The organism is Collinsella sp. AF33-16 (assembly GCF_003475325.1).
Classification (GTDB): Bacteria; Actinomycetota; Coriobacteriia; order Coriobacteriales; family Coriobacteriaceae; genus Collinsella.
In genome coordinates this window covers 32264-50865 of sequence record NZ_QRQC01000018.1, presented here as the reverse complement: position 1 = coordinate 50865, position 18602 = coordinate 32264, and the positions used below count along the sequence as shown (strand labels likewise).

Here is an 18602-nt window from a genome sequence, read left to right as displayed (position 1 = left end):
AGCCTCCCATTTCTCATGTCCAAGAAATGGGAGGCAGTTCAGCGTGCGAGCTGCAGGGTCTTTTGTCAGGTGACGAATCGCTTGTGGAGCCGCGCTCCATTTTGCTCGTTAGCCCTCCTTGCGGACTTTTTGCAGGTAGCGGTAGACGCTGGGCTCCGAGATGCCCAGCGAGGTGGCGGCGCAGGCCACGGCGCCCTTGAGCATGAACACCCCGTTGCCGTTGAGGTGGCGAATGACGTCCACGCGGTCGCTCTGACCAAGCGACGCTACATCCAGCCCGCGCGCGCTCAGCAACTCGGCAATGCTGCGGTCGATGAGCTCCTGTGTGGACTCCGAAAGGCTTTCGACCTCGATAGGGGCGGGCTCCGTGCGCGTCGGCGCCGCGTCGAAGCACGCCATGAGCTGCTGCGCCATGGCGTTGATGGAACGCACGGTCGAGAGGTCGGTGTTGACGCAGAGCATACCGACGATCTCGTCATTCTCGCGGATAAAGTACGTCGCTGACTCCAACGTCTTGCCGCCGGCGCCGCGGCCCTCGTAGCCCGTAATAAACGGCAGGTCGCGATACTTGGCGTCGTGCATGATCTTGAGTGCCAGATCGGTGGCGGGGCCGCCGACCTTGCGGCCGCTCACGATGCCGTTGCGAATATCGACGATGGCGTGGTCGGGATCCGAGAAATCGTGCAGCACGATTTCGCTGTTCTTGCCGAGTACCTGCTCCAGAAAATCGACCATCGGCAAAAAGCGACGTACGGTCTCGTTCACGGGCAACTCCTTTGGGTGAAATCGGAAATGTTCATAACAATTTTTTCTCATGGTAACACGCTGCCCATCATCTCGTATATCCGCAGGTACATTGCGTAATGCAGACGAACGGTAGGAATTTAGCGGTAAACGGTTGACCAAAAGAAAAGTTAGATGTTATTTTGACCAGACACTTTCCTGAACTGCGGAAATGCGTGATTTCAGCTGAAGAATAGTCTGATAACAAAAAATTATTATTGAGAATGAGAATCATCTTTAATACGATATGCAATGAAGGCACAACCTCAACCCCGCACTGCGTCACAATAGAGCGTTAGATGCGAAAACAACTACTTCGAGGATTGGTGGTCAAATGACCCAGGAGACGGTTACGAACGGCACTGAAGCCCTGTTCACTCGCGAAGGCATGCCTCCCGTTAAGGAAATGATCCCGTGTGCCCTTCAGCACGTACTGGCATCGTTTGCCGGCATCATTACCCCGGCGGTCATCATGGCCGGCGTCTACGGCTTTAATAGCCAGCAGAGCACCGACATCATCCAGGTCGCGCTCATTCTTTCGGCGATCGATACGGCCCTTCAGGCCTTCGCTCCCTTCCGTCGCATCGGCGGCGGCCTGCCCATCGTCATGGGCGTTTCGTTCGCGTTCCTGCCGGCCCTGCAGGCCATGGGTGCCTCGGGCTTTAGCTTTGGTGCGCTGCTGGGCGGCGAGATTGTCGGCGGCGCCGTCGCGGTCCTCTTTGGTCTGGCCTACAGCAAGATCAAGTGGCTGTTCCCGCCCGTCGTGACCGGTACGGTCATCTTCTCCATCGGCGTTTCGCTGTATCCCACGGCCGTCAAGTATATGGCCGGCGGTATGGGTACGCCGCTGTGGGGCACCCCGCAGGCCTGGTGCGTCGCTCTTATCACCTTCGCCGTGGTCTTTGCGCTCGCCAACTTTGGCAAGGGCACGCTCAAGCTGGGATCCGTGTTCTTTGGCATGATCGTCGGTATGATCGTCTCCATCCCCTTTGGCATGATCGACTTCTCCAGCGTCGCCACCGCTCAGGTCTTTGCCCTTCCCAAGCTCATGCCCTACGCGCTCGAGTTTGATCCCGAGGTCTGCATTACCCTCGCCGTCGTGTTCCCCATGGTTGCCATCCAGGTTATTGGTGACGTCTCCGCCGCCTGCCTGGGCTCCATCGACCGTATGCCCACCGAGCGCGAGCTCTCCGGCGCCATCGTGTCCCAGGGCCTCACCTCTATGGTCGGCGGTCTGCTGGGCGGTCTTCCCACCAGCGCCCTTGGCCAGAACGTGGGCATCATCTGCTCCAACAAGGTCGTCAACAAGTGGGTCTTTGTGATCATCGCGGCCGTCTTTGCCATCGCCGGTCTGTTCCCGCAGCTCTCTGCCGTCCTTTCCGCTATCCCGCAGCCCGTCATCGGCGGCGCGACCGTCGGCGTCTTTGGCACCATCACCATGAACGGCGTGCGCATGTTTACCCGCGAGGGCCTCACGCAGCGCACTACCACCATCGTCGGCACCTCCGTCGTCTTTGGCCTGGGTATCTGGATGGCCAGCGGCTGCCTTGCCGGCGAGGGTATGCCCGCCTGGGTGTCCACCGTCATCGGCTCCAATGCCGTAACTCCCACCGCCATCATGGCCATTGTCCTTAACCTGATCCTTCCGCAGACGCCGGTTGTGGCTCAGCACATCGATGCTGCCAAGGACGCTGCCGTGGATCTGGTCTTGCCCGAGAGCAAGAAGTAACCAATTCGGTGCTATTCGTCGGCGGACGCATCGCCTCGTCCGCCGACGTCATGCGGCGCCAAGCCGCACTTCAAAGGGTTTGCCCCTTTGGTGAAGCGTTGACGGGAGAGGGCCCGTTTCCGGTGTAGGCCGGCGCTTCGCACTCCGCTATGTCAGAGGTGTCAAACCCCGCCTCTGATGTTGAAGGGAGCATTTATGCTTCTGGTCGCTAACGGTTCCGTCTTTACTCGCAACGCTCAGGCCCCGTTCATTCCAAACGGTGCGGTCGCCATTGACGGAGATACGATCGTCGAAGTAGGTCCCGAGTGCGAGCTCAAGGCCAAGTACCCGGATGCCGAGTACGTCGACGCCCAGGGCAACCTCATCATGCCCGGACTCATCAACTGCCACACCCACATCTACTCGGGTCTGGCCCGCGGCCTTGCCATTAAGGGCTGCAACCCCACCAACTTCCTGGAGAATCTTGAGCAGCAGTGGTGGAAGATCGACGACAACCTGACGCTCGACGGCACCAAGGCCAGCGCCTACGCCACGATTCTTGACTCCATCCGCGATGGCGTCACCACGATCTTCGATCACCATGCGAGCTTCTGCGAGATCCCGGGAAGCCTCTTCACCATTAAGGACGCAGCTCAGGAGCTAGGCATGCGTTCGTGCCTGTGCTACGAGGTCTCCGATCGCCGCGGCCAGGAAAAATGCGACCAGGCCATTGCCGAGAACGCCGAATTTGCCCAGTGGGCCGCCAAGGAGCGTCGCGATAACGACAACCACATGATCGCCGCCATGTTTGGCGGACATGCCACCTTTACGCTTTCGGACGAGACCATGGACAAGATGGCCGAGGCCAACAACGGTCTGACCGGCTTCCACATCCACGTGTGCGAGGGCATGAACGACGTGTGGGATTCCCGCCTCAACCGCGGCGGCATCAGCCCCGTCGAGCGCCTGCTGCAGCACAACCTGCTGGGTCCCGACACCATGCTGGGCCACTGCATCCACGTGACGCCTGCCGAGATGGATATCGTCAAGGAGTCCGGCACCTGGCTCGTCAACAACCCCGAATCCAATATGGGCAACGCCGTGGGCTGCGCCCCCGTGCTCGAGTTCTTCCGCCGCGACATCCCCGTGTGCATGGGCACCGATGCCTACACCCACGATATGCTCGAGAGCCTCAAGGTCTTCCTGATCATCCAGCGCCACAACGCCGCCATGCCCAACGTGGGCTGGTGCGAGGCCATGACCATGCTGTTCGAGAACAACGCCAAGATGGCGAGCAAGTACTTCGATCGCAAGCTCGGTGTGCTCGAGGCCGGCGCTGCCGCCGACGTCATCGTCATGGACTACAAGCCCTTTACGCCGCTGAGTGAGGAGAACATCGACGGCCACATGCTCTTTGGCATGATGGGCAAAAACTGCCGCACCACCATCATCAACGGCCGCGTCCTGTACAAGGATCGCGAGTTTGTCGGTATTGATGAGGACAAGATCAACGCGTGGACCATGGCTGAGTCCAAGAAGCTCTGGAGCACGCTCAACGATCGCGCCTACTAATTACAAGTAGATTCACGCGCGTCGGATGTTTCGCCACATCCGACGCGCGTATAGGCGGCCTCCGCGGGGTCGCCGGCGCTGTGCTAGCGCTGCACCGTATTTGCGCCCGCCGCGCGGTCTCGCCGGGCGTTACAGAGAGGAGCTCATTATGAGCGACATCATGAGGCCGATCCCGTTTTCGCAGCTGATGAACTGGATCATCGAGGAGCACAAGACCCAGGACGCCATCTTTGGCGTGCGCAAGATGGTCACGACCAACCAGGAGGGTGCGCTTCCCATTTTTGACGAGCGCATCGAGACTCCGTTTGGCCCGGCCGCCGGTCCCAACACGCAGCTTGCCCAGAACATCGTGGCCTCTTATGTGGCCGGTTCCCGCTTCTTTGAGCTTAAGACCGTTCAGGTTATGGACGGCGAGGAGCTCTCCAAGTGCGTCAACAAGCCCTGTATCGTGGCGCAGGACGAGTGCTACAACTGCGAGTGGTCGACCGAGCTCGAGGTTCCGCAGGCCTTTGCCGAGTACGTGAAGGCATGGTTCGCCTGCCACCTGATCGCTCGCGAGTATGGTCTGGGCAGCCCGGACGGCTTTGTCTTCAACATGTCCGTGGGTTATGACCTGGAGGGCATTAAGAGCCCCAAGGTCGATGCGTACATTGAGGGCATGAAGGACGCCAGCGGCTCCGAGGTTTGGAACGAGTGCCGCACGTGGGCGCTCGCTAACCTGGACAAGTTTGAGCATGTCGATGCCGCGTTTGTCGAGTCCATCCCGTCGCGCGTCTCCAACTCCATTACCGAGTCCACGCTGCATGGCTGCCCGCCGGCGGAGATTGAGCGCATCGCGACCTACCTCATCACCGAGAAGGGCCTCAATACCTACATCAAGTGCAACCCCACGCTGCTGGGCTATGAGTTTGCCCGCCAGCGCCTCAACGAGCTGGGCTTTGACTACATCGTCTTCGATGACACGCACTTCCGCGAGGACCTGCAGTGGGCCGACGCCGTGCCCATGTTCGAGCGCCTGATTGCCCTGTGCGCCGAGCACGGCCTGGAGTTTGGCGTCAAGCTGACCAACACGTTCCCCGTCGACGTGACCAAGGACGAGCTGCCCTCCACCGAGATGTACATGTCCGGCCGTTCGCTGTTCTCGCTGACGATCGAGGCCGCCCGCCGCATCACCGAGCAGTTTGACGGCAAGCTGCGCATCAGCTATTCCGGCGGTGCCACGGTCTACAACATCCGCGCCCTGTATGACGCCGGCATTTGGCCCGTTACCCTGGCGACCGATGTGCTCAAGCCCGGTGGCTACGAGCGCTTTAGTCAGATGGCCGGCGAGTTTACCGACCTGGACGGCAAGCCGTTCGCGGGCGTCTCTCTCGAGGCCGTGACTGCGATCCAGACCGACTCGCTCACCAACCCGCTCTACAAGAAGCCGCTGCGCCCGCTGCCCGACCGCAAGGTCGCCGGCAAGAGCCCGCTTTCCGACTGCTTTACCACGCCGTGCCGCACGAGCTGCCCCATCCAACAGGATATTCCCGCCTATCTGGCGGCTGTTGACGAGGGCCGCTACGAGGACGCGCTCAACATCATCATCGAGCGCAACGCCCTGCCGTTCATTACCGGCACCATCTGCCCGCATCCCTGCGGCCGTGCCTGCGAGCGTGCATTTTACGAGCCCGAGGGCGCCCAGATTCGCGCCAGCAAGCTCAAGGCCGCCCGCGAGGCCATGACCGCCGTGCTGCCCAAGCTGCGCGCCCAGGCCATCGCAAACGACGGCGAGCGCAACGTTGCCGTTATCGGCGGCGGCCCGGCCGGCCTGGCGACGGCGTTCTTCCTGACGCGCGCCGGCGTGCCCGTCACCATCTTCGAGGCCCGCGATTCGCTCGGCGGCGTGGTCCGCCACGTGATCCCCGAGTTCCGTATTGCGAGCGACGATATCTCCCACGATGCCGAGCTCTGCCTGGCCTTTGGCGCCAAGGTGCAGCTCAACGCTCGCGTGGATTCCATTGAAGAGCTCAAGGCCCAGGGCTTTACCGACGTGGTCGTGGCCACCGGTGCCTGGATGCCCGGCTCTGCGGGCTTGGGCGAGGGTGCCGAGCTCGACGTGCTGGAGTTCCTCGAGACCGCCAAGAAGGGCGAGAAGCTCGAGCTGGGCGAGGACGTCGTGGTCATCGGCGCCGGCAACACCGCCATGGATGCTGCCCGCGTGGCCAAGCGCCTGGCTGGTGTGAAGAACGTGCGCCTGGTGTATCGCCGCACCAAGAAGCAGATGCCCGCCGACGAGGAAGAGCTTGATCTTGCTCTTGCCGACGGCGTTGAGTTCTGCGAGCTGCTGGCGCCCAAGGCACTCAACGGCGCCGTGCTGACCTGCGACGTTATGGAGCTTGGCGAGCCGGATGCAAGCGGCCGTCGCAGCCCCGTCGCCACGGGCGAGACCGTCGAGCTTCCCGCCACCACGGTGATCTGCGCCGTGGGCGAGGGCATCGATGCCAGCCTGTACGATGCTGTGGGCGTCGAGCACGACCGTCGCGGCCGCCTTGCCGCCACCTCCACCGGCGTTGAGGGCGTCTGGGCTGCAGGCGATTGCCGTCGCGGTCCGGCCACCGTGGTCGAGGCTATTGCCGACGCCGCCGAAGTCGCCCGCGCCATCGCCGGCGTGGACTTTAACAAGTACGCCGACTGCAACGAGCAGGCCGGTCGCGAGGACACCTGCTACGAGCGCAAGGGGTCGCTGTGCCGCGACAAGCGCAACTGCACTAAGACCCGCTGCCTGGGCTGCGGTTCGGTGTGCGAGGTCTGCTGCGACGTGTGCCCCAACCGCGCCAACGTGGCCATTAAGGTGCCGGGCCTGGCCAAGCATCAGGTCGTCCACGTCGATGGCATGTGCAACGAGTGCGGCAACTGCGCCGTGTTCTGCCCCTACCAGGAGGGTCGTCCCTACAAGGACAAGCTCACCCTGTTCTGGAGCGAGGAGGACATGGAGAACTCCGAGAACGAGGGCTTCCTGGCCGTGGGCGAGGATCACTTTAAGGTCCGCGTCGCCGGCACGGTCCGCACCGTCTCGGTCGATGCCGTCAACACTGGCCTTCCCGAGGCCGTCCGCCTGACCATCAGGGCTGTGCGCGACAACTATTCGTACCTTCTTAAGAAATAGGCGAGTCTCTTATGGCCAAATCCATTCAACATAACGTGGCCTACGTTGCCTGCGGAAGCGGTTGCGCCTCCGCAGGCGGCGACGCCCGCTGCAGCGAAGGCTGCATTGGCTGTGGTGCCTGCGTCACGGCCTGCCCCCACGGCGCCATTGCGCTGGTCGATGGCATCGCCCGTGTGGATCGCTCCAAGTGCACGGGCTGCGGCCTGTGCGGCATGGCGTGCCCGCAGCGCGTGATTGCCTTCGTTCCCGGTTATCAGAACATCCTGGTGCGCTGCAATAACACCGATAAGGGCGCCATTGCGCGCAAGATCTGCGACACGAGTTGCATCGGTTGCGGTATGTGCGCCAAAAAGTGCCCCGCCGGCGCTATCCGCATCGAGGACAACTGCGCCCATATCGATGGCGCGGATTGCTTGTCGTGCGGCATGTGCGCCGTCGTCTGCCCGCATGGCGCCATCCACGACCGCACCGGCATCGCCGCCGGCGTGTAGAAGGGAATCACCATGGCACAGGAATTCACTTTTACCGTTAACGGTGTCGAGCACACGACGACGGAGAATAAACCACTGCTGCGCTATCTGCGCGACGACCTGCACATTCACTCCGCCAAGGACGGCTGCTCCGAGGGCGCCTGCGGCACCTGCACCATCCATGTGGACGGTGCGGCCGTCAAGGCGTGCGTGCTGACCACCGCTCTTGCCGCCGGCCGTAACATCGTGACCGTCGAGGGCCTGCCCGAGGACGTGCGCGAGGCCTTTGTGTACGCCTTTGGCGCTGTGGGCGCCGTGCAGTGCGGTTTTTGCATCCCCGGCATGGTCATGGCGGGTGCGGCGCTCATCGCCGAGGACCCCGAGCCCACCGAGGAGCAGATCAAGTACGCCATTCGCGGCAACGTCTGTCGCTGCACCGGCTACAAAAAGATTATCGAGGGCATTTCGCTGGCAGCTGCGGTGCTCCGCGGCGAAAAGCAGATCGACGAGGATCTGGAGCGCGGCGATGACTACGGCGTGGGCAAGCGCGCCTTTCGTATCGACGTGCGCAAGAAGGTGCTCGGCGAGGGCAAATATCCCGACGACATCGACGAGCTCGATCAGCCGGGTCTGACCTACGCCAGCGCCGTGCGCTCCAAGTATCCGCGCGCCCGCGTGCTCTCCATCGACACCTCCAAGGCCGAGGCCCTGCCCGGTGTGGTGGGCATCCTGCGCGCCGAGGACGTGCCGGTCAACCAGGTCGGCCACCTTATCCAGGACTGGGACGTCATGATCGCCCAGGGCGATATCACCCGCTGCGTGGGCGATGCCATCGTGCTGGTGGTTGCCGAGGACGAGGCGACGCTCGAGAAGGCCAAGAAGCTCGTAAAGATCGATTACGAGCCGCTGGAGCCCGTGCGTAACATTGTCGAGGCCAGGGCTGCCGACGCCCCGCGCCTGCACGACAGCTTCTTTGCCTTTGGCAACACGGTGGAGCTCAAGGACAACGTGTGCCAGAGCCGCCATGTGACGCGCGGCGACGCCGCCAAGGCGCTGGCAGAGAGCGCGTTTACCGTGACGCAGCGCTTTACCACACCCTTTACCGAGCATGCCTTCTTGGAGCCCGAGTGCGCCGTCGCCTTCCCGTACAAGAACGGCGTCAAGGTGCAGTCGACCGACCAGGGTGCCTACGACACGCGCAAAGAGTGTGCCCACATGTTTGGCTGGGATAACGAACCCGAGCGCGTGGTTGTCGAGACCATGCTCGTGGGTGGCGGCTTTGGCGGTAAGGAGGACGTTTCGGTCCAGCATCTGGCCGCGCTTGCTGCCTATAAGCTCCAGCGTCCTGTGAAGTGCAAGCTCACGCGTGCCGAGTCGCTCGCGTTCCATCCCAAGCGCCACGCCATGGACGGCACCTTTACGCTGGGTTGCGACGCCGAGGGCAACTTTACCGGTCTGGACTGCGAGATCAACTTTGACACCGGCGCCTACGCGTCGCTGTGCGGCCCGGTGCTCGAGCGCGCCTGCACGCATGCCGTGGGCCCCTACAAGTACCAGAACACCGACATTCGCGGCTTTGGCTACTACACCAACAACCCGCCCGCCGGCGCGTACCGCGGCTTTGGCGTGTGCCAGTCCGAGTTTGCACTCGAGAGCCTGATTGACTTGCTGGCCGAGAAGGTCGGCCTGGATCCGTGGGAGATCCGCTACCGTAACGCCATCGAGCCGGGCGAGGTTTTGCCCAACGGCCAGATTGCCGATTGCTCCACGGCGCTTAAGGAGACGCTGCTTGAGGTCAAGGATGCCTACTATGCGCATCCCGGACACGCCGGTATTGCCTGCGCCATGAAGAACGCCGGCGTGGGCGTGGGCCTGCCCGATGCCGGCCGCTGCAAGATTCGCATCGAGGACGGCGTGGCTGTGGTCTATGCCGCCACGTCCGACATCGGCCAGGGCTGCAACACCGTCTTTTTGCAGGACGTTGCCGAGGCCTGCGGTCTGCCGCTGAGCTGCATTGCCAACGGCGAGTGCTCCACCGAGAACGCTCCCGACTCCGGCACCACGTCTGGTTCGCGTCAGACGGTCGTGACCGGCGAGGCCGTGCGCGGTGCCGCCTTCCTGCTGCGCGATGCCATGGTTGGCATCGAGGCTGGCAAGCCCGCGCCCGATGCTCCCGTGAGCGCGCATGGCGACGGCGTCAAGATCGAGTACGACGACGGTCGCGCCTACCAGCTGCGCACGCAGGAACTCGTCGCCGGCCAGGGTATGCATCCTCAGGACCCCGTGACTGCCATCAAGGCGCTCGAGGGCTGTGAGTTTGGCTACGTGTACCTGGAGCCGACCGACAAGCTGGGTGCGGACGTTCCCAACCCCAAGAGCCACATCTGCTACGGCTTTGCCACACATGTGGTCATTTTGGACGACGACGGCCGCGTGAGCGAGGTCTATGCCGCGCACGATTCCGGCAAGGTGGTCAACCCCATCTCCATCCAGGGTCAGATCGAAGGCGGCGTGCTTATGGGTATGGGCTATGCGCTTACCGAGGACTGGCCGCTCAAGGACTGCGTGCCCCAGGCAAGGTACGGTACGCTCGGGCTGTTCCGTGCGCCCGAGATTCCGGATATCCACGCCATTTACGTGGAGAAGGACGAGCTGCTGCCCGTGGCATACGGCGGCAAGGGCATCGGCGAGATCGCGACGATTCCCACGGCGCCTGCCGTGCAGAACGCCTATCGCGCGTTTGACGGCAAGCTGCGTCCCGATCTGCCCATGGTGGATACGCCCTACAGCCGCGCCCGTCACCGCGGGTAGGGTAGAGCGCGGACAGCCATTGCTGACGGGCTGTTCGCGCTCAACACCAACTGCATATGCTGCATCTTTGGCCCCAGCTCCATCGCGAGCCGGGGCCTTTTGCTTAGAGCGGAAACTGCGTCCCGAAATGAGCGCTCAGAATGGGATTCGTTTTCCGAATCGGCCCTCCAGCGGAAAGCGTGTCCCGGAATTCGGCTCCAGAGTGGGATGCGTTTTCCGGCTGAAGCCTCAGGCGGAAACGGCGTCCCGGAATTCGGTCTCAGAACGGGATGAACTTTCCCAACGGGGCCGCATGCGGAAGCTGTGTCCCGGAATCATGCCTCAGAATGGGATGCGTTTTCCGCTGGCCGGTCGTTTGGAAAGCGCATCCCAGTTTGAGTGTTTATTCCGGGATGCGGTTTCCGCTGAAGGACTCAACCGGAAAGCCTGTCCAGCTCTGAGACGGGATTCCGGGACACGCTTTCCGCCAGGCCCGCCATCCGGAAAGTGCATCCCGTTTTGAGCGTCCAGGCTAGGACGCACTTTCCGTTGGCGTGGTCGTTGGGAAAACGCGGCCCAGATAGGGGGATGCGATCTGGCGATGCGTGGCCTAGCAGCTTCTACAGGTCTACCTCGTTGAGCCATGTCGGCAGCGCGGTCTGCCGGATGCCTGCCGTCTGCAGCTTTTTGGCGAGCATTCCTGCCGGGCGGACCTCGTTCATGGTAAAGCGCAGCAGAGGGTGGCCGTAGAGCGATAGGTGCGCCTCGCGCTGTCGTTCGGCAACGAGCGCCTCGGCGGTGGTGCGTCCGGCCAGCATGGTCTGGTCGGTATATTTGATGAGCCCGTCGAGCTCGCCCAGCGTGAGTTCCTGCGCCTGGCGCTCCCAGGCAAAGTCCGTTCGTATGGGTTTGGCCGAATCGAAGGGGTCCGTCAGCTCGTATTGAAGCCAGTCGGGTGCAAAGCCCGTCTCGATCATGACGGCTCGGGCGACCGATTCTCCACCACTCTCGGCGCGGGCGTCGGCATATCGAAGTGTTGTGAGGGCGGTGCGAATCGCGCGACCATTGCAGGCGGTCGCTCGTTGCTCGACGGCCTCCATCAGCTGTTCCCGCGCAAGGCCGAGCTTTGAGATCGTCGAATCGGCAATGGGCATGCCGTCGGCAAAACCGGTCTGCAACAGGCAATCTGTGACCGTTTGGATGGGCGGCGTTACCGATATGCCGGCTCTGCGTATTGCTCCGGCCGGCTCAATCTGGTGCCGCTGAATATGTGCGCCCGGGCGAGCCGACGGCTTTGTCGAGCTGCAAACATGCACGACATTCAGGTGTCGCCACGAGACCTCGAGCCCCAGCAGGCAAGCTGCCGAAAACGAGCAGAACGTCCAATCGGGGTGGATGATCGCAAGGGCGCGGAGGATTTCGCAATGGCGTTGCGCTCGGTTGAGTTCATCCCAGCGCGTTTTTCGCGCAAACAACCCCGGCATGGGCGAGACAACCGTGCCGCCGGTGCGCCGAAGGAACGCTTTTCGGATTGCCGTGCTCGGGGGAATCAGACAGCGCCCCTCTTGTTCGGCTTGAGTGAGCAGTTGGTCGATGAGTTGGTCATTGCAATGGGTCATGAGCTACCGCCTCCTTTTGGGTAGCAAAAACGTATCAGCTGGAACTTGCCGCTCAGCTGACCAAAAGCTGACCAAAATCTAACCATGCAGGTAGATGACCTGCTTTTGGCGACATATTTCTTGTTTGAATCGGTGGGCGGTAATCGGCGACCGTGAACGGTAACTGGATATGAAGTCTTGGTAAGTTTCGGGACGTGTACTTTTTGAAAAAGAGCATTCTATCTGCTGTTTTGTGTTTCTGGATCGCATATTTGAAGGCATGTGATAAGGGCGGCGGACTGTCGCCTTGTATCTGCGGAAACTGTGTCCCGGAATTGCCACTCGGAATGGGATGCGCTTTCCGGATGGGATGCTTGGCGGAAACTACGGCCCAGTTTTTGGCTCCAGAACGGGATACATTTTCCGAAACGGTCCACGTACGGTGGTGTACCGCCCCTTTTCGTGCTCCGCTTGTCGAATTACGTTATAGCTAGCCATATTATAGGAAGGTATAATATAGCTAGCTATAACGTAAAGGAAGGATGGCCCTATGTTTATCGGAAGAACAGTGGAAATGTCCGAGCTCAATCGACTGTATGGCACGGGCTCCTTTGAAATGCCTGTGATTTACGGCCGCCGCCGTGTGGGTAAAACGCGCCTTATCACAGAGTTCATCCAAGGCAAGAAGGCTATTTACTTTCAAGCTCGTCGTACCAATGCAGAGGCAAACCTGCACGGCTTTAGCCAGGCAATACTTGCAAGCTCGGTTGGTGCTGCGGGCGTGTCGTTTCGTAGTTTTGACGAGGCGTTCGATGCATTGGCCACCATGGCTCGCACGGAACGTTTGGTTGTCGTGATTGACGAGTATCCCTATCTCGCCCAATCGAATCCCGAAATCAGCTCGTTGCTGCAAGACAAGATCGACCACTTATACAAAGAGACCAGGCTCATGCTGATCCTATGCGGCTCGTCTCTTTCGTTTATGGAGGAACAGGTGTTGGGCTACGAGAGCCCACTATACGGTAGGCGTACGGCCCAGTTTAAGATCATGCCGCTCGATTTTACGACGACCCTCGGGTTGTGGCAGAGCATGGGTCGCGAAGACGCTGCAGTTTGCTATGGCATGACGGGTGGCATTCCTGCATATATCGAGAAAGTCGATCCTGCCGCACCGCTCAAGGACAACATCAAACGTCTTTTTCTTACTCCTACGGGCTATCTCTTTGAGGAGCCGAGTAACCTGCTATTGCAAGAGTGCCGCAATCCCGAGCAATATGATGCGATCGTACAGGCAATTGCCCAGGGACGCTCGAAGAACTCGGAGATTGCGAGCTCTACGGGAATCCCTGCGAGCAACGTAAAGAGCTATGTGGATAAGCTGGCGTCGCTTGGGATTGTCGAGCGCGAGCTGCCCCTAAACGAGACGAGCAATAAGCGAGCCGTGTATCTGCTGAGCGATCAGATGTTTAGGTTCTGGTACAAGTTTGTTCCGCAGAACATCGGGCTGATTCAAAACGATATGGCCGCGATGGCGTATAAGCGCATTGAGCCGCATCTGTCCGACTATATGGGCGCGGTTTTTGAGCTTATCTGCCGGCAGTACGTGTACGAACTTGCGCGCGCGGGCGAGCTCGATGTGATTCCGGCAACGGTGGGCCGTTGGTGGGGAACGGACAATCGGACGCGTACGCAGGAAGAGATCGATTTGATTGTCGACGACGGAGAGGGCGCGGCGCTCTTTGCGGAGTGCAAATGGCGTAACGAACCGGTAGGCGAGGATGTTCTGGAAAAGCTCGTGTACCGAAGCGAGCTCTTTAGGCGGCAGCATAAAAGCTACGTGATCTTCTCGAAGCGTGGCTTTACGCAGGGATGTCGGGATGCCGCGGAGAGTAGGGGAGACGTCAAGCTGATCTCGTTTGCCGAGATGTGAGGGCGGGGATAATGAAGCGCGTCCTGATTTGATGCTGGGAATGGGATGTGCTTTCCTTTTGCGACCTTTGGCGGAAAGTGCGTTCCAGATTTCGGCTTCAGAATGGGATGCCGTTTCCGGATCGGCCCTCAGGCGGAAACTACGACCCGGAATTCGGCTCCAAAACGGGATACGCTTTCCCGGTGGCATCTCTAGCGGAAACTGCATCCCGGAATGAGCTCTCGGAACGGGACACGCTTTCCCATCGGGGCTTCAAACGGAAACCGTGTCCCGGAATCGAGCCTCAGGGTGGGACGCATTTTCCGGTAGAGGCCTGGGACGGAAGGCGTGTCCCAGAATCCGGCTAATCCGATGGCCAGGTGGTTGAGCGAGCGGGCTCCGAGGCTCCATTACTGAAAATTCATTTGTTAAACCTGGCAACCGTAGGTAGAATAAAGTCGACGGCAGCCCAAGGGTGATAGCTGGGCAGCGCCGTTACTTAGTTCAAGGGGTCAATGCCTTAACGGCGTCGACCCCTCTTCTTTTGCTTCGTACGCTGCTTAAGTGCCTCGGAAAGTCCGATAAGCGCCGTGAGGAGCGAGACCAAAGCGGTCAGGAGCTTCACGAAATCAATCAGATCGGTCATGGGCATCACCTCCCGTCGCATGGAGGGCGCTGCCCGGCACATGGAACTGCCGTCAACAACTGCAATTCTATCAAAGTACTGCTATAAATACGAATATATGTTCGATAATAACAGTGACGTGATTCTCTCAAAGTGTGGCTTTACGCAAGGATGCCGGAAAGCCGTGCTGTGCGATTTCATGTCCGCGCGGGCGCCTATCCTTACGGCAATGTAGCCGCCTATGTAACGAGCGGCAGTTGACGGAGAAAGGCCCTGACCGTGCCAGACAAAAAGACGCCGGGTATCTCGGCTATCGATACGACGAACTTTGCGCGCCAGATTGTGCTGGACTTTGAGTTTGCGCCGGTGCCAAAGCAGCGCCAGCGCCGTGGGCTGCGCAACGAGATTATCGAGGTCAGCGCCGTCAAGCTCGATTACCACGGCAACGTTATGGGCGAGTTCTCGCAGTTTGTGCAGACGGAGTTTGCCGAAGGCGTTGCGTTTCCCGTCCGCGAGCTCACAGGGATATCGGCCGTGGACACCGCGATGGCCGATCCGCTCTATGTGGTGATCAAAAGGCTCGGCGATTGGATCGGTCGCTACTCCGCCCAGATAGTTTGCTGGAGCGGGACGGACCGTCGACAGCTTTTGACCGAGTGCCAGGCAAAGCACATCGACCTTTCCGCATTTCCTACGGACTGGGCCGACCTGCAGGCGTTTTACACCTCGATCATGGACGTGGGCAGCCACGGGCGTGTCTCGCTGGGCGACGCGGCAACGTGGTTTGGCATCGAGTTCGACGAGTCGACGGGGCACGCCCACAGCGCTCTGGCCGATGCGCGCGTGACCGCCAAGCTGCTCAGGCAGGTGATGGACGGGGACTATCACGTGAGCCCGCGCGCCCAGGAGATCCGTCAGCGGTGGGGGATGGGCGAGCGAGCTCAGACGCGTCTTTCCAGCAAGTGCCCCGAGCTGGGCGACCTGCTGCTAAAGCTGAAGACGGAGGGGAGGTAGGGGGCTCATTTGGCGACAAGCGGACGGAATGGTTGCGCGAGGGATTCCGGAATCAGCATCAGAGGGCTGTGCTTGAGATGCTATTTAAGGACACGCTGACACTCGCCGAGACCAAGCAGGTCAAGAGTATGGACATCGAGATGGCATCCATTGTCGGAGAGCGGCTTGCTAACATGATTCGCTGGACGGATAGGCAGAGACCCGTGACGCTGTGTGCGTTATCGTACACAATGAGGTGTATAGGCTGCCAGTGGCGAACTATCCCGACGAGGTTCTGAGCAACTGCATCACCGAGATTTTCGAATACTTCTACGAAGAGGGATTTGGCGGCGTAGAGCAATCTGATTTTACGCGTTTGCAGGAGGAAGCCGGTATGGCAGACGAACTTGTTTTTAGTGGTGGCGAGATAGTCTACACCATGTCTCAACTGCCCAAAGTTACATCTGCGCCGCTGAACGGTAGCGCCGTACTGGTCGGTTTTAAGGACGCTCCCGATGGGGAGGAGGTCCTTTTTGATTTTGACCCTCGGGCTGAAAAGGCTACGAAGCTCGACTATGAACTTGCAGCCGTTAGCGGGCTCCTCACGGGCGCGTTGAATATCCTTTGGCAGAAAGACTTCAACCTAGAGGGTGCCAAAGAGTGGGGCGACGAGAAGGTTGGTAAATTTGTTCTTACGATTGCCAAGTCTGCGGGTATGGCAAAGGCGGATGCAACTCTAGAAGACGCTATTCGCTTTCTAGAGAAAGAGTTTCCTCTTGCCGCGGACAAGCTGACTGCCGAGTTTGGCGGCGGGCTCCAACATCATCTGCGGGATTTCTCGCACCACCCGAGTTTGGTTGGCCTTGCGTGTTCGATCCTCTCGCAATTCACGGGCAAAGGCTATGGTACCGATACAGCCGGCCGGTTTGTCGCCTTTGACCTGCCTGCCACCGCCTTCGATCCCGACTGCCCTCTTATAGGCAGGAACGTTCCAGAGAAGATCGCGTTTGGCACTCTGTTCTGGGCGATGCATCTCGTGAGCGACATGGCGGGGTCTAGTTCAAACCCCGGTAAGGGGACGGGCATTCCCGGCGTCGTGCTGTCCCTGCTAAAGGAGCTCTCCTCCCTGCCTGTTTTTCAAGACATGCAGATTGCCTATAAGGGCGAGGATATTCGCATTCAGCAATGGATTTCAAAGCTGTTTAACGGAACGGCGTTCAAAACCGAGGACGGCAAGCCCATTCGTTTCGACCTTCGGACGGAAGTCGGCCTCCTCGACCAAGCTTTAAGCCAGGTGCCAGCAGTCGTGGCCAACGAGGTTATCGTTCGTTGTCTCTATATGCTTTCAAGGCTCAAGGCCGAGCTAGAACGTTGCGAAGTGAGCAAGGTTTCCGGCTTGCACAAGCTCAAGGCTTCGTATTTTATGCCCTATAACAGCAGGGTCCTCACTCGCATGGTCACGGTTTCGAGCACTTCGTTCGTTTTGGCGAATCTAGCGACGGCGGCGGTCAGGGCGGGTATCGAATGCGAGGGGAACAAGGTCGTGTTCGCCCAGAAGCTCTTCTTGCGAATAAACTACGTTGGAGTTGGACGCCTTGCGTTTGCCCTCCATGCCGACTGGGGCTATATGGCGGAGGAAATGTCCGAGGCTTGGACTGAGCGCGCCAGGCGCCGCCAGGATATCTTCGATGGATTTCACTTTTATAGCCTAGATAGAGAAACGACGAGGATTGCCTTCTCGCTGAAGCTTGCCGCCATCAACTACGACTGCGGGAACGAGAAGAACGAAGTGCGCAAAGGGCAAAAGAGGAGCTGGGCCCGCGCGTGGCAGGATTCGGTCGCGGATGGCCTAGGCATTGATGCAGACGGCTACTTTTTGAGCGAGGAAGATGCGTGCGGAGCCCTTGAGACAGTTTCGCGGCGGCGAGGCGGTAAAGTTCGCGCCTTACTTGTTGCACAGGAGCTGGTTGAGTTTCGCCTCTATTCCCAGATGGGAGATGAAGAGAAGAAGGAATACAAAGGTTTGAAGGAGAGTGGATCTTGGGTTAAACGAGAATTTCCCAGGAGACAAGACGCGGTTGATTTGGACGCCGTACGTTCCCTAGAGAAGCAATGCGGGGCGCATATCCGTGAGCTCTCAGGTACATTGCCAAAGGTCTTGGTAGGCGGCGCCATTGCCGTGGCGGCGGCCCTGGGCACAGGAGGAGTGGCCGCGGCATTGGCTCCGGATATTGCTGTCGGTATCTTTGGAGGCTCGTTTGTCGGCCTTCACGGGGCTGCGCTCGTCAATGCGAGTCTTGCTGCTGCTGGCGGCGGCGCCTTGGCCGCCGGCGGCATGGGCATGGCCGGTGGCACCGCTTTAATTGCTGGCGGCGGCGCTGCGTTTGGCCTTTTGGGTTCTAGCGGCGTTGCCCTGGCGGCGTCGATGGGGGAGGACTATGCGCAGTTCGTGCTCGTTGAATGCTCAAGGCTTCTCGCATTTCTTGATGTGGCAACTGACCGCTGCCCGCATGAGGGAGCCATTTTGGTGCAGAAGGCGGCCGAGGCCGTGCAGCGCAGCATCGCTGGTGTTGAGGAGGATGTCGAGAAGGAGAATGGAAAGGGGGACCGTAGGAATGGCAGGTTGCTTAAGCAGTTGAAGAAGGGTCTTGGGTATTTGACTTCGACCCTTAAGCAGATCGAGAAGATGCAGAAGCGCCTTGGTGCCGCCGGTGAGAGCGAGCCGCTCAACAGCTTGCCGGCATCGGGTGGCGAATAGGTCGGGGCGATTCGGCTGCAATTCCGTGTCATCATCGCCACCGCTTAAGATGGTCCCGTGTTTGCCCATCTTTTTGCGAGGCGCGATGAGCATGTCGGCGACTTGCTCGATGTCTGATTTGCCCTTCGATCAGTTCTTGTCGAGCTCCTTTGGGCGGGAGGGGCAGCGATCTAGATATCCGCTCTTGGCATATGAGACAAGAAACCCGTAAGTCTGTGGCAATGTCAAAAGGCATACACAAGTGTCAG

General features: G+C 60.1%; 11 protein-coding genes. 8 read left to right on the top strand and 3 right to left on the bottom strand.

Features of this window, described 5'->3' with window-relative positions; all coding sequences use genetic code 11:
* Positions 1 to 108: 108 nt before the first annotated feature.
* Positions 109 to 765 carry a transcriptional regulator gene (locus DWZ52_RS07820; protein ID WP_233547289.1) on the bottom strand — a complete coding sequence of 219 codons (657 nt, stop codon included), beginning with the start codon at positions 763 to 765 and terminating at the stop codon, positions 109 to 111.
* A gap of 352 nt (positions 766 to 1117) precedes the next feature.
* Here DWZ52_RS07820 and DWZ52_RS07815 point away from each other — a divergent pair, with 352 nt between their 5' ends.
* The 5 genes from DWZ52_RS07815 (at position 1118) to xdh (ending at position 10492) form a co-directional block, all read left to right on the top strand.
* On the top strand, positions 1118 to 2512 hold the full coding sequence (locus DWZ52_RS07815; RefSeq protein WP_055285183.1) for a uracil-xanthine permease family protein: 1395 nt from the start codon (positions 1118 to 1120) through the stop codon (positions 2510 to 2512).
* A 195-nt stretch (positions 2513 to 2707) separates the two neighbouring features.
* Positions 2708 to 4063 carry a putative aminohydrolase SsnA gene (gene ssnA / locus DWZ52_RS07810; protein ID WP_118385267.1) on the top strand — a complete coding sequence of 452 codons (1356 nt, stop codon included), beginning with the start codon at positions 2708 to 2710 and terminating at the stop codon, positions 4061 to 4063.
* Positions 4064 to 4211: 148 nt separating this feature from the next.
* Positions 4212 to 7211: a putative selenate reductase subunit YgfK gene (gene ygfK, locus DWZ52_RS07805; RefSeq protein WP_118385266.1), complete on the top strand. Its 3000-nt coding sequence runs from the start codon at positions 4212 to 4214 to the stop codon at positions 7209 to 7211.
* A gap of 11 nt (positions 7212 to 7222) precedes the next feature.
* Complete coding sequence (locus tag DWZ52_RS07800) at positions 7223 to 7702, top strand: 4Fe-4S binding protein (protein WP_055252516.1); 480 nt, start codon at positions 7223 to 7225, stop codon at positions 7700 to 7702.
* 12 nt (positions 7703 to 7714) lie between these two features.
* A complete protein-coding gene (gene xdh, locus DWZ52_RS07795) occupies positions 7715 to 10492 on the top strand; it encodes a selenium-dependent xanthine dehydrogenase (RefSeq protein WP_118385265.1) in 2778 nt (925 codons plus the stop codon).
* A gap of 599 nt (positions 10493 to 11091) precedes the next feature.
* Here xdh and DWZ52_RS09860 read toward each other — a convergent pair.
* The gene (locus tag DWZ52_RS09860) at positions 11092 to 12090 is read right to left on the bottom strand and encodes a hypothetical protein (RefSeq protein ID WP_147352151.1); all 999 of its coding nucleotides are present in this window, start codon (positions 12088 to 12090) and stop codon (positions 11092 to 11094) included.
* Between the two features lie 529 nt (positions 12091 to 12619).
* On the opposite strand from DWZ52_RS09860, the gene DWZ52_RS07785 reads away from it, so the two are divergent.
* Positions 12620 to 13999, top strand: coding sequence for an ATP-binding protein (locus DWZ52_RS07785; RefSeq protein ID WP_118385264.1), 1380 nt, complete (start codon positions 12620 to 12622; stop codon positions 13997 to 13999).
* 499 nt (positions 14000 to 14498) lie between these two features.
* Here DWZ52_RS07785 and DWZ52_RS10240 read toward each other — a convergent pair whose 3' ends face one another.
* A complete protein-coding gene (locus tag DWZ52_RS10240) occupies positions 14499 to 14624 on the bottom strand; it encodes a hypothetical protein (RefSeq protein ID WP_255412934.1) in 126 nt (41 codons plus the stop codon).
* A gap of 258 nt (positions 14625 to 14882) precedes the next feature.
* On the opposite strand from DWZ52_RS10240, the gene DWZ52_RS07780 reads away from it, so the two are divergent.
* Both DWZ52_RS07780 and DWZ52_RS07770 read left to right on the top strand, forming a co-directional pair.
* Positions 14883 to 15617 carry a 3'-5' exonuclease gene (locus DWZ52_RS07780; protein WP_158572430.1) on the top strand — a complete coding sequence of 245 codons (735 nt, stop codon included), beginning with the start codon at positions 14883 to 14885 and terminating at the stop codon, positions 15615 to 15617.
* Positions 15618 to 15867: 250 nt separating this feature from the next.
* Positions 15868 to 18354, top strand: a complete 2487-nt coding sequence (locus tag DWZ52_RS07770) for a hypothetical protein (RefSeq protein ID WP_118385261.1) — start codon at positions 15868 to 15870, stop codon at positions 18352 to 18354.
* Positions 18355 to 18602: the final 248 nt, after the last annotated feature.